The sequence below is a fragment of the Streptomyces sp. NPDC088817 genome (assembly GCF_044750345.1).
Taxonomy (GTDB): domain Bacteria; phylum Actinomycetota; class Actinomycetes; order Streptomycetales; family Streptomycetaceae; genus Streptomyces.
Window position 1 is genome coordinate 31139 of record NZ_JBIVJN010000030.1, and the last position, 16471, is coordinate 47609.

Here is a 16471-nt window from a genome sequence, read left to right on the forward strand (position 1 = left end):
TCCCGCATTTGGACGGATAAGTGAATGCTTATCGACCCATTGCACGGCCGGTGCGGAAGAGCGCAGCCTGAAGGGGCACAGCGTTTCAGGAGGGCCCGATGCAGGTTCCAGCTGCCTTCCAGTACGAATCGGCCACCAGCGTCGAGCACGCGATCGAGCTGCTCACACGCTACGGCCCCGAGTCCCGGGTGGTGGCGGGCGGACACAGCCTGCTGCCGATGATGAAGCTGCGGCTGGCTCAGCCCGAAGCTCTGATCGACATCAACGGCCTCGGCGAGCTGGCGCTGATCCGGGTGGACGGGCACGATCTGGCCGTCGGGGCGATGGTCCGCCACGCGGAGCTGCTCGCGTCGCCGGTCGTCGGCGAGCACTTCCCCATCCTGCGGGACGCGGAACGGGTCATCGCCGATCCGCTCGTACGCAACCGCGGCACCGTGGGCGGCTCGCTGTGCCAGGCCGATCCGTCGGAGGACCTGTCCGCGGCGTTCTCGGCACTGCGGGCGACCTTGGTCGCTCAGGGCCCCGACGGCAGGCGCACCATCGGGATCAGGGAGTTCTTCCTCGGTCCGTACGAGACCGCGCTGCACGAAGCGGAGCTTCTGGTGGAGATCCGCGTGCCCATCCGTTCGCACGCCAGCGCCTACCACAAGGTCGAGCGCCGGGTCGGCGACTGGGCGGTCGTCGCCGCGGGAGCGGTGCTGGAGATCTCCGACGGGGTCGTCACCGAGGCCGGGATCGGGCTGACCGCGGTGGGTGCCCCACGGTTCGTGTCCGAGCAGGCCGAGGACTTCCTGCGCGGCCGGCGGCCGGACGACGAGAGCTTCGAGGAGGCAGGCCGGATCGCCGCGCGGGAGTGCAGGCCGACGGCCGACCAGCGCGGCCCGGTCGACTACAAGCGGCATCTGGCCGGGGAGCTCACCACGCGGGCGCTGCGCGTCGCCGCCGCACGTGCCCAGGGGCAGGAGGCGTGACATGCGGATCACCGTGACCGTGAACGGCGAACAGCACACGAGGGACGTGGAGCCCAGGCTGCTGCTCGTGCACTTCCTGCGTGACGAACTCGGACTCACCGGCACCCACTGGGGCTGTGACACCTCCAACTGCGGGGTGTGCACCGTCTGGCTGGACGGGACGCCTGTCAAGTCCTGCACCGTGCTCGCGGTGATGGCCGACGGCCATGTGGTGCGGAGCGTGGAGGGACTGGCGCACGGGAGCGAACTCGACCCGGTGCAACAGGGATTCATCGCCTGCCACGGGCTGCAGTGCGGCTTCTGCACGCCGGGGATGATGATGACGGCCCGCTGGCTGCTCGACCACGACGCGGATCCGTCCGAGGAGGACATCCGGGAGGCCATCTCCGGTCAGATGTGCCGCTGCACCGGTTACGAGAACATCGTGCGTTCCATCCGCTGGGCCGCCGAGCACGAAGCTGGGGCGCGGACCGCGGACGCGGACACCGAGCCGGCGCCCGGCCGCGAGGAGGTGCGGGCATGACGACCACCGAGGAACGGCCGGTCGGTTTCGGACGGATGCCCCGCAAGGAGGACGCGCGGTTCGTCCGCGGCCACGGGACCTACGTCGACGACGTACGGCTGCCCGGGATGCTGCACGGCGCGATCCTGCGCAGCCCGCTGGCCCACGCCCGGATCGTGTCCGTCGACACCAGCGCGGCCGAGGCGCACCCGAAGGTCAAGGCCGTGATCACCGGACAGACCCTGGCCGGTCTCGGGCTGGCCTGGATGCCCACGCTCTCGTACGACACGCAGGCCGTGCTCGCCACCGACAAGGTGCGCTTCCAGGGCCAGGAGGTCGCCTTCGTCGTCGCCGAGGACCGCTACGCCGCCCGGGACGCCCTCGAGCTGATCGACGTGGAGTACGAACCGCTCCCCGTGGTCGTCGATGCCCGCCGGGCGCTCGACCCGGACGCGCCGGTGATCCGCGACGACAAGGACCAGCAGACCGACAACCACATCTTCGACTGGTCGGCGGGGGACAAGGAGCGAACCGACGAGGTCTTCGCGGCCGCCGACGTCGTGGTGGAGCAGGACATGCTCTATCCGCGGGTGCACCCGGCGCCGCTGGAGACCTGCGGCACCGTGGCGGACATGGACGCCATCACCGGGAAGCTGACGGTGTGGTCCACCACCCAGGCCCCGCACGCCCACCGCACGATCTACGCGATGGTGGCCGGCATCCCGGAGCACAAGATCCGGATCATCTCCCCGGACATCGGGGGCGGCTTCGGCAACAAGGTCGGTATCTATCCCGGTTACGTGTGCGCGGTCGTCGGCTCGATCGTCACCGGGAAGCCGGTGAAGTGGGTGGAGGACCGCTCGGAGAACCTCATGAGCACCTCCTTCGCGCGTGACTACCACATGCACGGCGAGATCGCGGCGACGGAAGACGGGAAGATGCTGGGCCTGCGGGTCCGCGTCATCGCCGATCACGGCGCGTTCAACGCCACCGCGCAGCCGACGCAGTTCCCGGCCGGCTTCTTCGGCGTCTTCACCGGCTCGTACGACCTGGCCGCCGCGCACTGCGCCGTGACCGGCGTCTACACGAACAAGGCCCCCGGCGGCGTCGCCTACGCCTGCTCGTTCCGCGTCACCGAGGCCGTGTACCTGGTCGAGCGGATGGTCGACGTGCTCGCGGACAGGCTCGGCACGGACCCGGCCGAGCTGCGGATGCGCAACCTGCTGCGGCCCGGGCAGTTTCCGTACAGGACGCGGACGGGGTGGGAGTACGACTCCGGCGACTACCCGCGCGCCCTGCGGCTGGCCATGGACATCGCGCACTACGAGGACCTGCGCCGGGAGCAGGCCGAGAAACGCCGGCGCGGCGAACTGATGGGCATCGGGGTCAGCTTCTTCACCGAGGCTGTCGGCGCGGGGCCGCGCAAGCACATGGACATCCTGGGACTGGGCATGGCCGACGGTGCCGAGCTGCGGGTCCACCCGACGGGTAAGGCTGTTCTGCGTATTTCCGTGCAGACTCAGGGGCAGGGCCACGAGACGACGTTCGCGCAGATCGTCGCCGAGGAACTGGGTATCCCGCCCGAGGACGTCGAGGTGGTGCACGGCGACACCGACCAGACCCCGTTCGGGCTCGGCACCTACGGATCCCGCTCGACGCCGGTCTCCGGAGCCGCGGCCGCGATCGTCGCCCGCAAGGTGCGTGAACGTGCGAAGCTCGTCGCCTCCGCGATGCTCGAAGTGAGCCCGGACGACCTGGAATGGGAGAAGGGCCGCTGGTATGTCACGGGCGACCCCGACCAGGGACGGACCATGTCCGAGATCGCGCTCGCCGCGCACTCCAACCTGGAACTCCCCGACGGTGTCGAGGGCCAACTGGACGCCACCTGTGTCTACAATCCGCCGAACCTGACCTTCCCGTTCGGTGCGTACATATGTGTCGCCGACGTGGACGCGGGCACCGGCCGGGTGAAGGTGCGCCGGTTCATCGCCGTGGACGACTGCGGCAATCGGATCAACCCCATGATCGTCGAGGGTCAGGTGCACGGCGGACTCGCCGACGGCCTCGGTATGGCGCTCATGCAGGTGATCGCCTTCGACGAGGACGGCAACTGCCTTGGCGGGTCGTTCATGGACTATCTCCTGCCCACTTCGGTCGAATGCCCCTCGTGGGAGCTCGGTGAGACCGTCACCCCCTCTCCGCACCACCCGCTGGGAGCCAAGGGCGTCGGTGAGTCCGCCACGGTGGGATCGCCTGCCGCGGTGGTCAACGCCGTGGTCGACGCCCTGAAGCCGCTCGGCGTACGTCATGTCGACATGCCGCTGACGCCCGCCGCGGTGTGGCGGGCGGCCCAGGGCCGGCCGCTGCGTACCGACATGGCCATCACCTGAGGCCCCGTGATGACGAACACCGAACTGCTGACCCGCGCGGCCGCGCTCCGGCACGGCCGTACCCCGTTCGTCCTGGCCACCGTCGTCCACGCGGAGCGGCCCACGAGCGCCAAGCCCGGGGACAGTGCACTGGTGCTGCCCGACGGCACCGTCGAGGGCTTCGTGGGCGGCAGCTGCGCCGAGACGACGGTGCAACTGCAGGGCCTGCGCGTGCTGCAGACAGGCGAGTCGCTGCTGCTGAGAATCACGCCCGGCGCGGACACCGGCACCGAGGGCCCGCGGGAGCCTGTCGAAGGCCTGGCCACGGTGGCCAATCCCTGCCTGTCGGGCGGGACGCTCGACATCTTCCTGGAGGCCAACCTCCCTCCGGCGCTGGCGTACGTCTACGGACACGCCCCCATCGCCCGCGCTCTGCTCGACGTCGGTCGTGTGCTCGGCCTCGACGCCCGCCCGGCCTCGCGCGGGGAGCCGCTGCCGCCCGACCTGGACGTCGTCGTCATCGCCACGCACGGCCGCGACGAGGAGACCGTACTGACCGAGGCCGCACGCGCCGGGGTCCCGTGCATCGGGCTCGTGGCCAGCCCGAAGCGCGGCGCGGCGGTACTCACCGCACTGGAGCTCACCGAGGAACAACGCGCGCGTATTCACACCCCGGCCGGGCTGGACATCGGCGCGCGGACCCCGGCGGAGGTCGCACTGTCGGTGTACGCCGAGATCATCGCTCTGCGGCCGCGGGCGGCCCGGGCCGCGTGCCCCGGAGCCGGATCAGCCGCCGCGCCGCAGACCGTGACCGGGGACGTGGATCCCGTGTGCGGCATGACCGTGGCGGTCACGCCGGACACCCTCTCGCTGGACCGGGCCGGCAGCAGGGTGTACTTCTGCGGGCCGGGGTGCCGGCACGCCTTCGCCGACGACCCCTCCCGTTACGCGCATGCCTGACCTCGACCCCCTCGTACCCGATGTCCCCGCCCTGCGCTCGCGTCTCGACGCAGCCGGCTACCTGGCCGACGACGCCCTGGCCACGGCGCTGCTGCTGGCCGTGCGGATGCGGCAGCCGATCCTGCTGGAGGGCGAGCCCGGCGTCGGCAAGACCGAGGCGGCCCGAGCGCTCGCCGCCGTGCTCGACACCCCGCTGATCCGGCTGCAGTGCTACGAGGGACTGTCCGCGGCCGAGGCCCTCTACGAGTGGAACTACCCCCGGCAACTCCTGGCCATCCGGCTGGCCGAGTCCCGCGGGGAGCCGTTGCGGGACGCCGATCTGTTCACCGAGGACTACCTGCTGCCACGGCCGCTGCTCGCCGCGATCCGCCATCCGGGACCGCGGCCGGCGGTGCTGCTCATCGACGAGGTGGACCGCGCCGACGACGAGTTCGAGGCGTTCCTGCTGGAACTGCTCGCGGATGCCGCGGTCACCGTCCCCGAACTCGGCACCCGGACGGCGGTGGTGCCGCCGGTGGCGGTACTGACCTCCAACCGCACCCGGGATCTGCACGACGCGCTCAAACGCCGCTGCCTCTACCACTGGATCGACTACCCGGACACCGCACGAGTCGCCGCGATCATCCGCAGACGGGTACCGGAGTCGGCCGGGTGGCTGGCCGAGCGCGTGGCGCGCGGGGTGGCGCGCCTGCGTGCCCGCCAGGAACTCACCAAGCCGCCCGGCATCGCCGAGGCGATCGACTGGGCGGGCGCGCTGCACACGCTGGGCTTCTCCGTCCTCGACGCCGACGCCGCCGACCGCACCCTGGGGGCGGTTCTCAAATACGCGGAGGACCTGGAGGCCGTACGCCGGGCCGGACTGGCGGAACTGGTCGACGCGGAGGCCCGCACCGATGTCTGACCTGCCTGGCCTGTCTGGCCTTCCTGATCTGCCGGAGCTGGCCGCCTCGTTCACCGTCGCCCTGCACGACGCGGGGGTCGCGGTGGGCCCCGACCGTACCCGGAGCTTCGCTCGGGCGCTCACCGTGCTGGCACCGTCGACGACGCGCGAACTGCGGCACTGCGCGCTCGCCACCCTGGTGTCCGACCCCGAGCAGATCGACCTGTTCGACGAGGTCTTCGACGAGGTCTTCGGCGACCCGGCCGACCACGGTGCACAGCGCGGCCAACCCGGCGACCCGCCCCGATCGCTCCCGAACACCGTTCCCGGCCACGCCCCCGCCGACCGGAAAGGCACCGCGGACGGTCGGGGCCGGGATGCCGGCGCACAGCCGCGGACGGCTCCCGTGCCCCTTGCCGCCAGTCCGCTCGACCGTCTCGCGGACCGCGACTTCGCGGACCTGTCCGCCGAGGAACTGGCACGGCTTGCCGAGGTGATGCGCACCCTCGTGCTGCGCACTCCGACCCGGCCGTCCCGCCGGCGCCGCACAGCGCACCACGGCGCACGCATCGACGTGCGCCGCACCCTCTCCGCCGGCCGGCGCACCGGCGGATACCCGCTGCGGCTGCACCGCTTCGCGGTCCGCGCCCGCCCCCGCGACCTCATCGTGCTCTGCGACATCTCCGGATCGATGGAGCCCTATGCCCGCGCGATGCTCCAACTGCTCTACTGCGCCGCCCGCGCCACCCATGCCGAGGTCTTCACCTTCGCCACCCGGCTCACCCGCCTGACGCCCGTCCTGCGGCGGGGCGGACCGGACGATGCCCTGGCACGGGCCGGACGGGCGGCTCCGGACTGGTCCGGGGGTACCCGGATAGCGGACTGTCTGGCGGAGTTCAACGAGCGGTTCGGCCGACGCGGCATGGCGCACGGTGCCGTGGTCGCCCTCATCTCCGACGGCTGGGACACCGGCGCGCCCGCCGACCTCGCCACTCACATGGCGCGGCTGTCCCGGGTCGCCTACCGCGTCGTATGGGTCAACCCGCGCACGGCAAGCCCGCGTTACCGTCCGCTCGTGGCCGGCATGGCCGCGGCACTGCCCTACTGCGACGCCGTTGTCAGCGCCCACAATCTCGCGGCCCTGAACGAATTCACCGCCGCACTGCACGCCCGGCGCCGCCACCGATGACCCGGCCCGTCCCGTGCCGTTGCCCGGCCTGGCGGTCGGAGAGCCGAGCACCTCTGCGGGCGATCGTCACGAGGGTCTTTGCGGGCCGTTGCGGACGCTGACCCCGACCGTTCGTGAGGGGGCCGCCCGGGGTACCGAGCCGCTGACCTGTCAGCAGACGGCCGCAGCATTCGGCATGGACGTGGTGTCGGCGCGGGTCGAAGCACTGCGGTCGAAGGCGAAGCGGCAGGTGGCGCGCGTGTGACTCCTGCGGCGCAGCGGTGCGGGTGGGGCATGTGGGTGTGGCCGGTGGAATGAGCGGCTTGTTCATCCCTACGAACTTCTTACCTGACGGGTACTCACCTCTTGGATCATCTGATAGTAAACCTTCCTATCAGTGACTCCAACTGGCCACCCCCCACACTCATTTGGAGGCCCCGTGGTCCACTCAGCCCACGACGCCGCAGACCGCTTCCCCACCTCGCGCCGTTCGCTCCTCGCCCTGATCGGCGCGTCCTTGGTGGCAGTCCCGTTCCTGAATGCCCCGGGCGTCGCGGCGTCCCCGGTGTCCGCCGAGGCGATCGGACTCGACGACCCGGCGAAGAAGGAGATCGCCATGAAGCTGGTGTCGAGTGCCGAGAACTCCTCCCTCGACTGGAAGGCCCAGTACAAGTACATCGAGGACATCCGCGACGGCCGCGGCTACACCGCCGGCATCATCGGATTCTGTTCCGGCACCGGCGACATGCTCGACCTCGTGCAGCTCTACACCGACCGCAAGCCCGGCAACGTCCTCGCCAAGTACCTGCCGGCCCTGCGCCGGGTGAACGGCACCGACTCGCATGCCGGACTCGATCCGAACTTCCCCGGTGACTGGCGCAAGGCGGCACAGGACACGGCCTTCCAACAGGCCCAGAACGACGAACGCGACCGGGTGTCCTTCAACCCGGCCGTCCAACAGGGCAAGGCCGACGGCCTCGGAGTTCTGGGGCAGTTCACGTACTACGACGCCATCGTCATGCACGGTGACGGCAGCGACCCCACGAGCTTCCGCAACATCCGCAAGCGCGCCCTGCGCACGGCGAAGCCGCCGGCGCAGGGCGGCGACGAGGTGGCGTACCTGAACGCCTTCCTCGACGCGCGGGTCTGGGCCATGAAGCAGGAGGAGGCCCACAGCGACACCAGCCGGGTCGACACCGAACAGCGGGTCTTCCTGCGCAAGGGCAACTTGAACCTCAACCCGCCGCTGGACTGGAAGGTGTACGGGGACAGCTACCACATCGGCTGACCAGTCAGCCCCCACGCGAGCAGCGGCATGCTCGACGGCCTGAATCCGACCGGGGACCGTGCCTGACCTCGACGCCGTCGCCGTCCGCCACCACGGCGGCGACGGCGTCCGTCAGAGAACCCAGAGTGGCCGACCGGCTGTCTTCGGCCTCCGCCACGGCGGGGCTGGGCCACCGGGGCGCCAGGGACACCCTGCGCACGCCTGTCACGACCGGCAACGGATGAGGCCTACGTCGGCTGCCTGAGGACCTCTGGCCTGCGGTATCTCGACTAGGGAGTGTGCCGAGTTGGGATCACGGGTTTGGCCGTTTTTGCTGTCCGGGCTTGCTCGGGAGGGTGTCACGGCAGTGGTGTGGTGTTCGCCCTTGCCGACGTCCAGGCCGAGGAAGACGTCATGAAGCCGGTGTCGATCACGTGCAGGCCCCTCCATCACGCTTTCGCCCGGCCTTACCTCGGCACCGAACTGCCACATCCACGTTACGGAGAGCTCTTTCGGCTCGCGTGAAGCCGGTGCTCAAGCCCCTCATCAGCGGTCCGTCGATGCCTCCGGACCCGGTGACACCACCCCCCCGGATCATCAACAACAGGAGGGGGAAGTCATAACGGACCCGAAGGCCGGAGGCCCCATTGCGGAGCCACGAAAAAGGTAACGGGGGGCGTCGGCTGCGAGGCGGACGAGGTCCGCGACCCTGGCCAGGAACTGCCCGAGCTGCCCTCCAGCCGGGCGGAGCGCGGCAAGCAGCTGGAGATGGCTCTGCAGCTGGTCGGCACCCTCAGCGCCGACTGGGACCCGGCCCGCTACCAGGACACGTATCAGGAGAAGGTGCGCGAGCTGGTCAAGGCCAAGGCCGAGGGCCAGGAGATCGCCACAGCGCAGGAGCCGCCGGAGGCGACGAACGTCGTCGACCTGATGAAGGCCCTCGAGGACAGCCTCCAGGCCGCCGGCTCCAGCCGCTGCGGCCAGGCGCGACCGGAGGAGCAGAAGAAAAAGGCCGCGCCGGGCAAGACCGGCAGGCCTGCTGCGACAGGCAAGCCGGCGAAGACGGCGGCGCGGAAGGCTCCGCCGAAGAAGGCCGGGGCGGCTTCGGCACGGGCCCGCGGCCGTGGCAGCGCCGGCAGGAGTGAGCTGCAGGAGCTGAGCAAGGACCAGCTCTACCGGCGGGCGACCGAAGTGGACGTTCCCGGCCGGTCGAAGATGAGCCGCGAGCAGCTCATCGACGCCCTCGCCAGCAGCGGACGCCGCCGTAAGAAGAGCGCCGCCTGACCGCGCTGCGAACCGTATCGGCATCACTCACCCACCCGCCCCGTTACCTTCTTCGTGGCCCCGGGCTCGGGGCTCCCGGCCTTCTGGCCCGGCATGACTGGCGAAGCGGACGGCACGACGGGTAGACAAGTACGCGAAGCTCCTGGTGAGCGGGGATCATGGTCGTGAACCCGTCCAGCATGTGCTCTTCTGTAGAGCGTGGTCACGACCGATGAACAGCCGGCAGGTTGGCGGAAGCTCACCGTACCGGCCCCTTTGAGTGGCCTGGGCCACGATGGGGGTCGGCCGGCCCGCCCGGGAGCAGGTCATCCTGTCACTGGTCCCGGGCGGGCCGGGCGTCAGCCGCTGGAGCAGACGGTGCCGTTGAGGCGGAAGACCGTCGGTTCCGGGTTGGGCCCGTCGTTGGCGCCGACGAAGCCGAACGAGGCCGTCGACCCACCGTTCGGGGCCAGCGGCCCGGCATCCTCGGGAGCGGTCACCCGTACGTGCCGGCCGGTCTGGTGGAACGTGGCGTTCCAGCCGGAGGTCACCGACTGACGGTCGGTCGGCCAGTCCCAGTCCACGGTCCAGCCGGTGATCGGGGTGTCCGAGAGGTTCTGGACGGTGACCGTGGCCACGAATCCGTTGCCCCAGCCCGTGTCGTGGTGGTAGGTCACCACGCAGGTGGCGTCCGGCGGGGTGCCGGTGGTGAAGGTCAGTGGAGTGGACGGGGCGGAGAGCCGTCCCGAGGCGTCGGCCGCCAGCACGTTGACTGTGTGGGTGCTGCCCGGGGGCAGGTTCCGCAGGGTCACGGACGTGCCGGTGGTCTCGCCGACCAGCCAGGTGTGGGCGCCGTCGCGTTCCTGGACCAGATAGCGGGCGGAGCCCCGCGCACTCTCCCAGGACAGGCGCGCGGTGGTGTCGGTCACCGCCTCCAGCCGCGGAGTCCCCGGGGCCTCGGCATCAGAGGCACCGGGCCCGGTGCCGGCTTGTGGGGTGAGGGTGACGGTGAGCATCCCGAGCGGCGGCACGGTGACCCGGGAGGCGGACGACCCGCCGTCGGTGACGTGGGTGATGTCGCTGTCGCCGCGCGCGTAGCGGCGGACCTCGGGGGCGGCGGCGGACGGGGTGAAGCCCGTGTACTCAAGGCCCACGGTCCGGGGGGCGTCCGGGTCCTTGTTGATGAGCAGGACGCTCAGACGTCCGTCGCGACGGTGCACGGCGTGTGCGGAGACGTCCTGTGCGGAGGACGCGGTGGCGACCAGGGTGTCGCCCGCGGTGCCCATTTCGCCGGTCATCTTCATGCCGTAGTACGGGTGGAACGGTGTGTTCGTTGCCGGCTCGCAGACGTCACCGGTGCAGGAACCGCTGGACAGCATTCCCATGTCGCCGTAATCGGTCTCGCCGTCGACGGTGGTGATCTGGTCCGGGCCGTTGTGGGTGTTCCACCAGTCGACGGTGAAGACACCGTTCTCCAGAGCCGTCATGAACGCGTCGGCGGCGAAAAGGCCGTTGGGGCGGGCGGTGAGCCTGGCGCCGCCGGTGTTGGTGTTGATTTCGGTGAGGGCGATGCCGAGGCGCGGTGAGTCGGCGCCCGCGTACCGGTTGATCTGGCTGCGTACCTCCCGCAGTTCGCCGGGCAGGCTGGTCAGCCTGGTCATGGCGTCCTCGGCGGTGGTGTCGGAGCCGCCCGCGTACCAGTGGACGCTCACGAAGTCGATGACGTCGGTGACTTCGGAGAGCACGGTGTGGTTCCAGTCGCCCGGATCGCCTTCGCCGACGACGCCGTCCGGCCATTGGCCCGGGGTGGTGAGGACCGCGCCGATCTTGATGGTCGGGTCGACGGCCTTCATGGCCTTGGCGTAGGCGCGGACCTGACGGGCGTACTCCCGGGGACTCTTGTCCTCGTGCTCGTCGTGCTCCCAGCCGTTGCCGTAGTGGCCGTTGCCGTAGATCTCGTTGCCGATCTCCCAGTACTGCGCGTCGTAGTCCTTGGTGACGTTGGCGTACCGGACCCAGCCGGCGGCCTCCTCGGGTGTGCCGGAACCGTAGTTGGCGATCAGTATCGGCTGGGCGCCGGTGGCGCGGACGGTACCCATGAAGGAGTCGAAGTCGGTGCCGGGGGCGACGTATCCGCCGGGTGCCGTGTGTGTCTTCCAGTGGTAGATGTCCGCGTACGAACCGCCGGGATAGCGCATCGCGCCGACATCGGCCGCCTTCATCAGGCCGGCGACCTCGGGATCGTTCATGTGCGAGTCCCAGATCGCGGCATTGACGCCGCGTGCCGTGTCGGGCATGCGGCCCAGCGACGCCTGCGTGTTGACCCGGACATCCACGTCCGCGGCGGGCGCCTCCTGCGCGACGGCGGACGCGACGACGGCGGCGCTCGGCGGGGACAGCAGGGCGAGCGCGGCGGCCAGGGCGGCGGCGGTGCGTGCGAGGTGGCGGGGGCCGGTACCGGCCGGCCGGCCGGATCTCTGCGGTAAGGGCATGTGGGTCCTCCCTCGGGGGTCCGATGGCACGGGCGGGGGCAGCGGGTGCCGGACCGTGCGGCCGGACGGGCGGAGTGCCGGCGCGGCGGCAGGACGTTCCGCGTCGGTGACACGGGGGACGGTGCGTGGTTGCGGTGTGTTCGTGCGCGGGCGGGGCGGCGGCCGAATCCCGCGTATGGGAGCGCTCCCATGATGCGATTGGTGTGACGTTCTGTCAATGGACGGGACAGGCGCTGGAGGATGGAACAGGGGAGGTTGGCTCCCCAACGGCGAGGCGGGAGGCGGTCGGAGCCCGGGCGCAGTGTGGTCACGAGGCAGGGGTGTTGCAGGGCGCACCTGACGTGGGGCGGTGGCCCCTATCTCCGCCCCGCACAACCCCTGGCCTCACTGATCGCCCAGGTGGCGCCATCGAACAGATCCGCGACGCCCTGCCCGAGATGGCGGTGGCCCTTCTCGCTGAGCAACTGACCTACCGCCCCGGGCGCTTTTCACCGGTCGTTGACCGGCCTACCCGTCCAGTTCCCGCCGACGCCGCCCCTCGCGCTGACCTGACGGAGCTGTCATGGACTCCGCCGCCGTGTCCCTGGTTCTCGACCGCACGGGTCGGGCTCGACCCGCGGAAGAAGCCATCCTCCACATCCACGGGCGTGGTGCCGACCCTGCTGGCCGAGCGCACCGGCGAGTGCAGTTCGGCCGCCGGCGTCGTCACCGGCGGAATCCACCGGCACCGGCATTTTGGCCCACGGGAGCCGGGGGAGTGGCCGCACCAGGTGGGTGTCATCCCATCCAAGGCGCAGTTCTTCCAGCAGCGCACCGAGGTGGAGCGCCTGCGGGCCGCGGTCGGCGGGGGCGACACCGCCATTCTGTGCCAGGTACTGACCGGGATGGGCAAGACCCAGGACGCCGCCGACTACGCCCGCACCGCCTGGGACACCCAGGGCCTCGATGTCCTGCTCTGGGTCACCGCTGCCGACCGCTCGGCCGTGGTTGCAGCCCACGCGCAGGCCGGTGTGGAGGTGTGCCGGGCCGGCCCCAATGACCCCGAACAGGCCGCCCACACCTTCCTGGCTTGGCTGGCCCCCTTTACTGATCATTTCAGAATGAGGTCCGGAGTCGTCTCAAGCAGATGATGCTGCAGGCGAGTTGGAGCAGGCCGAGGTGGAGGTCGCCGCGTATCTCGTAGCGGATCCGAGAACTTCCCTGGGCACCCTCTCATCGCTGAACGCCCGCACAGCCCTACGACTGTCCACGGCTTCATACACATCCACGTCTTCTCCGTCCTCTCATTCCATGGCAGGCAGTGACGGACACGAGGGTGATCACCGCACCCGGCCAAACGTCGGGCGGGGCTTTGGTGCTGCCAAAACTGACCGACGTTCCTCCGCCAACCGATCACGAAGTGCCTGTCGAAACTCACCTGCATGCGCTGTCGGTTCTCAGCGACAAAGCCAGACAGGTGACCGGAGACGCTTCATCGCTTACGCCTGGTGCCGCTACACCCGCTGCGGCTTCGGCAGGTGCAGCGTGAACACCGTCTCGACGCCGGGATCACTCGTGGCCGTGACGGTGCCGCCGTGGGCGGTGACGAGGTTCCGCACGATGGCCAGCCCCAGGCCACTTCCACCCGTTCGTCGGCTGCGTGACTTCTCCGCCCGCCAGAATCGGTCGAAAATGTGCGGAAGATCCTCCGGAGCGATGCCGCTTCCGGTGTCACGTACCGTGAGAAGGACGTGGTCGTCGGTCTGTTCGGCGGTGAGGGTGATCGTGCCCCCTGCGGAGGTGTGGCGGAGGGCGTTGGACACCAGGTTTCCCACGATCTGGCGTATCCGGTCCGGGTCTGCTTCCAGTTGAACCTCGTCGGGCACCTGATGGAGCAGGGTGATGCCCGATGCCTCGGCCTGTGCTCCGTGTGCCGCGGCGACGTGGGCGAGGAGTTCGCGGGCCGACAGGAGTTCGCGGCGCAGCTTCAGTGTGCCGGCGTCGGCTGCGGCGAGGTCCTGGAGGTCGTCGACGACGCGTTGCAGCAGGAGGGCTTCCTCGTGGAGGCTCGCGATGAGCTCGGGGGCGGGTTCCGCGATCCCGTCCCGGGTGATTTCCAGCCACCCGCGGATATTGGTGAGGGGCGTCCTCAGTTCGTGGGCGATGTCGCTGACCATGGCCTTGCGTTGCGCCTCCAAAAGCTCGCGGCGCGCGGTGAACTCGTTGAACGCGGCAGCGAGGTATCCGGTCTCGTCCCGAGTGGTGACGGGCACCAGGATGTGCTGGTCGGCGGGGCGTTGGGCGGCGGCCGCCAGGACTCGAAGGGGGCGTACGAGCCGGACGGCGACCACGGAGGTGATGGCGATCGTGAGAGCCAGGACCAGCCCCGTAACGCCGATGATCTTGACCTTGTTGGCGGTGGAGAGGTCGAAGCGCGGGTCGCTGCGTGAGACGTCTCCGAGGTACAGCTCGGCGACTGGCGCGACGTAGGGGCCGAGCTGTCTGCGACGTGCCTCGTCCGCGCAGTTCCGCGCCTTCTCGCCGTGCTTTTCGTTGATGGGCTTGCTGTGGATGTAGGAGTCCCGCTCGGTCCCCGGTAGCGAGAGGAACGCGTCGTGGCTGCCCAGGCACGACTGGAAGAAGTCGTTCAGCTTGTTCAGCGCCGTCAGTTCGCCTGGTGTGGGGGTGTTCAGCTTGCCGTCGGCGCACTCCCAGGGGGTCTGCTCGGCGCTGGTCACACTGAGGCGACCGCTCGGAGCCTCTTCGATGGCACCGTCAACTCCTTGGCTGCGCAGGCAGGCGAGGCGTTCGTCGGCGAGGGTGCGCAGGTGTTCCCTGTCGGTGTCGGACAGCCGGTAGGGTCCCACCGCACGCGGATCGATTCCGCTGAGCTGTGCCCCGGGCGATGTATAGGTATCCACGTGGAGCGGATCCACGATGGCCGACGCCTGGGTCGAGGGGCGGACGTCCTGCGAGGCCGAGTCCGCGATGACGACCCCGCTCGTCGTGGTGAGGGAGATACGGCGGCCTGTGGTGCGGGACAGTTCGGTGACGATGCCCTGGACACCGTTCCAGCGGGGGTGGGTGGCGGCGAATCCGCTCAGGCGCCGGAGGATGTCCGTGTCCTCGGACAGGATGTGGCCGCGGGCCTCGGTCACGGCCCTGGTCGTGGTCTGCACGGCGAGCCAGGTGGTGGCGGCCACCGAGCATACGGCGATGACCACTGAGGTGAGCAGCAGCCGGAAGAGCAGGCTGCGGTGGAGAGGAACTTCAGGAAGCACCACGGCCGCCGACGAGCTTGTATCCTACACCGAATACGGTCTGCAGATGTATTGGTTTGCGGGGATTCGGTTCGATCTTCTTCCTCAGGTTCATGATGTGTACGTCCACGGCCCGAGCGGTGGACGCACGGTCGAAGCCGCTGGAGTGCTGCAGCAGTTGGCGGCGTGAGAAGACGCGCCCGGGCTCGGCGGCCATGGCGAGCAGGATCTCGAACTCGCCGGGGGTGCAGAGCACGATCCGGCCCGCGCACCTGACCTCGTGCCGTACTGGGTCGACCGTGATGTCACCGGCCCGGAGCAGCGGGTCGCGCCCGTCCGTGTGGCGCTGAGTCCGGCGCAGCACGCTGCGGATCCTGGCCAGGAGCTCCCGGGGGCTGTAGGGCTTGGTCATGTAGTCGTCCGCGCCGACGTCCAGACCGGCCAGGACGTCTTCCTCAGTGGAACGAGCGGTGAGCATGAGCACCGGAATGTCGTGATGGCGCCGCACAGCGCGGCAGACGCCGATTCCGTCGATCTCGGGGAGCATCACGTCGAGGACGATCAAATCCGGGACACGTTTCAGCGCCTCGTCGACGGCGGCCCTGCCGTCGTGCACCACGACCGCCTCATGACCCTCCGACAGCAGTAGTCGTCGGATCAGTGCGGACTGCAGCTCATTGTCTTCGGCAATCAGGATATGCGCGCACACGGCGATGACTCTAACCATGCTGACCTGCGGATCCTATGCAAAGAGTGGTATCTCGCATCCTGACAACTTCCTGAAAACCGCCTGCCAACCTGTGGCCGTGCCCCATGGCGAGTGAGTGCGGTGTGGTCGATGCACGAACGCGTGACATGCGGCTCTCGTCGGTCGCGGCGTCGTCCGTACATCTGTGCAGGGCTTTCCGCCGTCCGGGCTCATCCTTGTTCATTCTTGCCGCTCGACGCAGACCGGAGATCCCGTGCATCCCATGCGACTGCCCACCTCGGCCGCCATACCGATTGTTCTGACACTCCTTCTCGCCGGGTGCGGCGCCGATGGCCAAGACAGGGCAGGGGGCAGCTCCGGCGCCGCCGGAGCACATGGCAGCACACAATCCGGTAAGAGGCCCCCTTTTCAGATCGTCCTGGCGGTGACGGACGGTCAGAGCCACACATCCGTGCAGCACAGCGGTCGTGTCACCGTGCAGGGAGGAACCCTCAGGGACGTCGTGCTCTCCACCGGCGGGCGCGCCGTCCCGGGCCGGATGAGCCCCGACGGACTCAGTAGCCGTTGTCGTACCGCTCCTGGGACTTGGTGATCGAACGGTCGTCCCGATCGGGTGGTCGTCGGGTGCTCGGCGCATACGAGGAGGGCCTC

General features: G+C 69.8%; 12 protein-coding genes and 2 pseudogenes. 9 read left to right on the forward strand and 5 right to left on the reverse strand.

Going from position 1 to position 16471, the window contains the following annotated elements; genetic code table 11:
* Positions 1-98: 98 nt before the first annotated feature.
* The 8 genes from ACIP4X_RS34475 (at position 99) to ACIP4X_RS34510 (ending at position 9401) form a co-directional block, all read left to right on the forward strand.
* On the forward strand, positions 99-971 hold the full coding sequence (locus tag ACIP4X_RS34475) for a xanthine dehydrogenase family protein subunit M (protein ID WP_358730376.1): 873 nt from the start codon (positions 99-101) through the stop codon (positions 969-971).
* Position 972: 1 nt separating this feature from the next.
* Positions 973-1494 carry a (2Fe-2S)-binding protein gene (locus tag ACIP4X_RS34480; protein WP_401352259.1) on the forward strand — a complete coding sequence of 174 codons (522 nt, stop codon included), beginning with the start codon at positions 973-975 and terminating at the stop codon, positions 1492-1494.
* The gene (locus ACIP4X_RS34485) at positions 1491-3863 is read left to right on the forward strand and encodes an aerobic carbon-monoxide dehydrogenase large subunit (protein ID WP_401352262.1); all 2373 of its coding nucleotides are present in this window, start codon (positions 1491-1493) and stop codon (positions 3861-3863) included. Before ACIP4X_RS34480 ends, ACIP4X_RS34485 begins: the two co-directional genes overlap by 4 nt.
* Before the next feature lie 9 nt (positions 3864-3872).
* Entirely contained in the window at positions 3873-4802 is a 930-nt protein-coding gene (locus ACIP4X_RS34490) for an XdhC family protein (RefSeq protein ID WP_401352264.1), read from the forward strand.
* A complete protein-coding gene (locus tag ACIP4X_RS34495) occupies positions 4795-5703 on the forward strand; it encodes an AAA family ATPase (RefSeq protein WP_391457786.1) in 909 nt (302 codons plus the stop codon). Before ACIP4X_RS34490 ends, ACIP4X_RS34495 begins: the two co-directional genes overlap by 8 nt.
* Positions 5696-6871, forward strand: a complete 1176-nt coding sequence (locus tag ACIP4X_RS34500; protein ID WP_401352267.1) for a VWA domain-containing protein — start codon at positions 5696-5698, stop codon at positions 6869-6871. Before ACIP4X_RS34495 ends, ACIP4X_RS34500 begins: the two co-directional genes overlap by 8 nt.
* A 418-nt stretch (positions 6872-7289) precedes the next feature.
* Positions 7290-8138 (forward strand): chitosanase, encoded by an 849-nt coding sequence (locus ACIP4X_RS34505; RefSeq protein WP_401352269.1) that lies wholly within the window; start codon positions 7290-7292, stop codon positions 8136-8138.
* A 747-nt stretch (positions 8139-8885) separates the two neighbouring features.
* The gene (locus tag ACIP4X_RS34510) at positions 8886-9401 is read left to right on the forward strand and encodes a hypothetical protein (RefSeq protein ID WP_401352272.1); all 516 of its coding nucleotides are present in this window, start codon (positions 8886-8888) and stop codon (positions 9399-9401) included.
* A gap of 338 nt (positions 9402-9739) precedes the next feature.
* On the opposite strand, the gene ACIP4X_RS34515 is transcribed toward ACIP4X_RS34510, so the two are convergent.
* A complete protein-coding gene (locus ACIP4X_RS34515; protein WP_401352275.1) occupies positions 9740-11872 on the reverse strand; it encodes a cellulose binding domain-containing protein in 2133 nt (710 codons plus the stop codon).
* 647 nt (positions 11873-12519) lie between these two features.
* On the opposite strand from ACIP4X_RS34515, the gene ACIP4X_RS34520 reads away from it, so the two are divergent.
* Entirely contained in the window at positions 12520-13002 is a 483-nt protein-coding gene (locus ACIP4X_RS34520; protein ID WP_401352277.1) for a hypothetical protein, read from the forward strand.
* Here the strand turns inward: ACIP4X_RS34520 and ACIP4X_RS34525 are convergent.
* The 4 genes and pseudogenes from ACIP4X_RS34525 to ACIP4X_RS34540 all read right to left on the reverse strand — a co-directional run.
* Positions 12968-13063 (reverse strand): annotated as a pseudogene (locus ACIP4X_RS34525) (IS5/IS1182 family transposase); the annotation flags it as partial. The gene ACIP4X_RS34520 and the pseudogene ACIP4X_RS34525 overlap by 35 nt on opposite strands.
* A pseudogene (locus ACIP4X_RS34530) lies at positions 13059-13140 on the reverse strand (nitroreductase); the annotation flags it as partial. The pseudogenes ACIP4X_RS34530 and ACIP4X_RS34525, both read right to left, overlap by 5 nt.
* A 225-nt stretch (positions 13141-13365) precedes the next feature.
* Entirely contained in the window at positions 13366-15135 is a 1770-nt protein-coding gene (locus tag ACIP4X_RS34535; RefSeq protein ID WP_391457799.1) for an ATP-binding protein, read from the reverse strand.
* Positions 15122-15820: a response regulator transcription factor gene (locus ACIP4X_RS34540; RefSeq protein ID WP_358738344.1), complete on the reverse strand. Its 699-nt coding sequence runs from the start codon at positions 15818-15820 to the stop codon at positions 15122-15124. Before ACIP4X_RS34540 ends, ACIP4X_RS34535 begins: the two co-directional genes overlap by 14 nt.
* Positions 15821-16471: the final 651 nt, after the last annotated feature.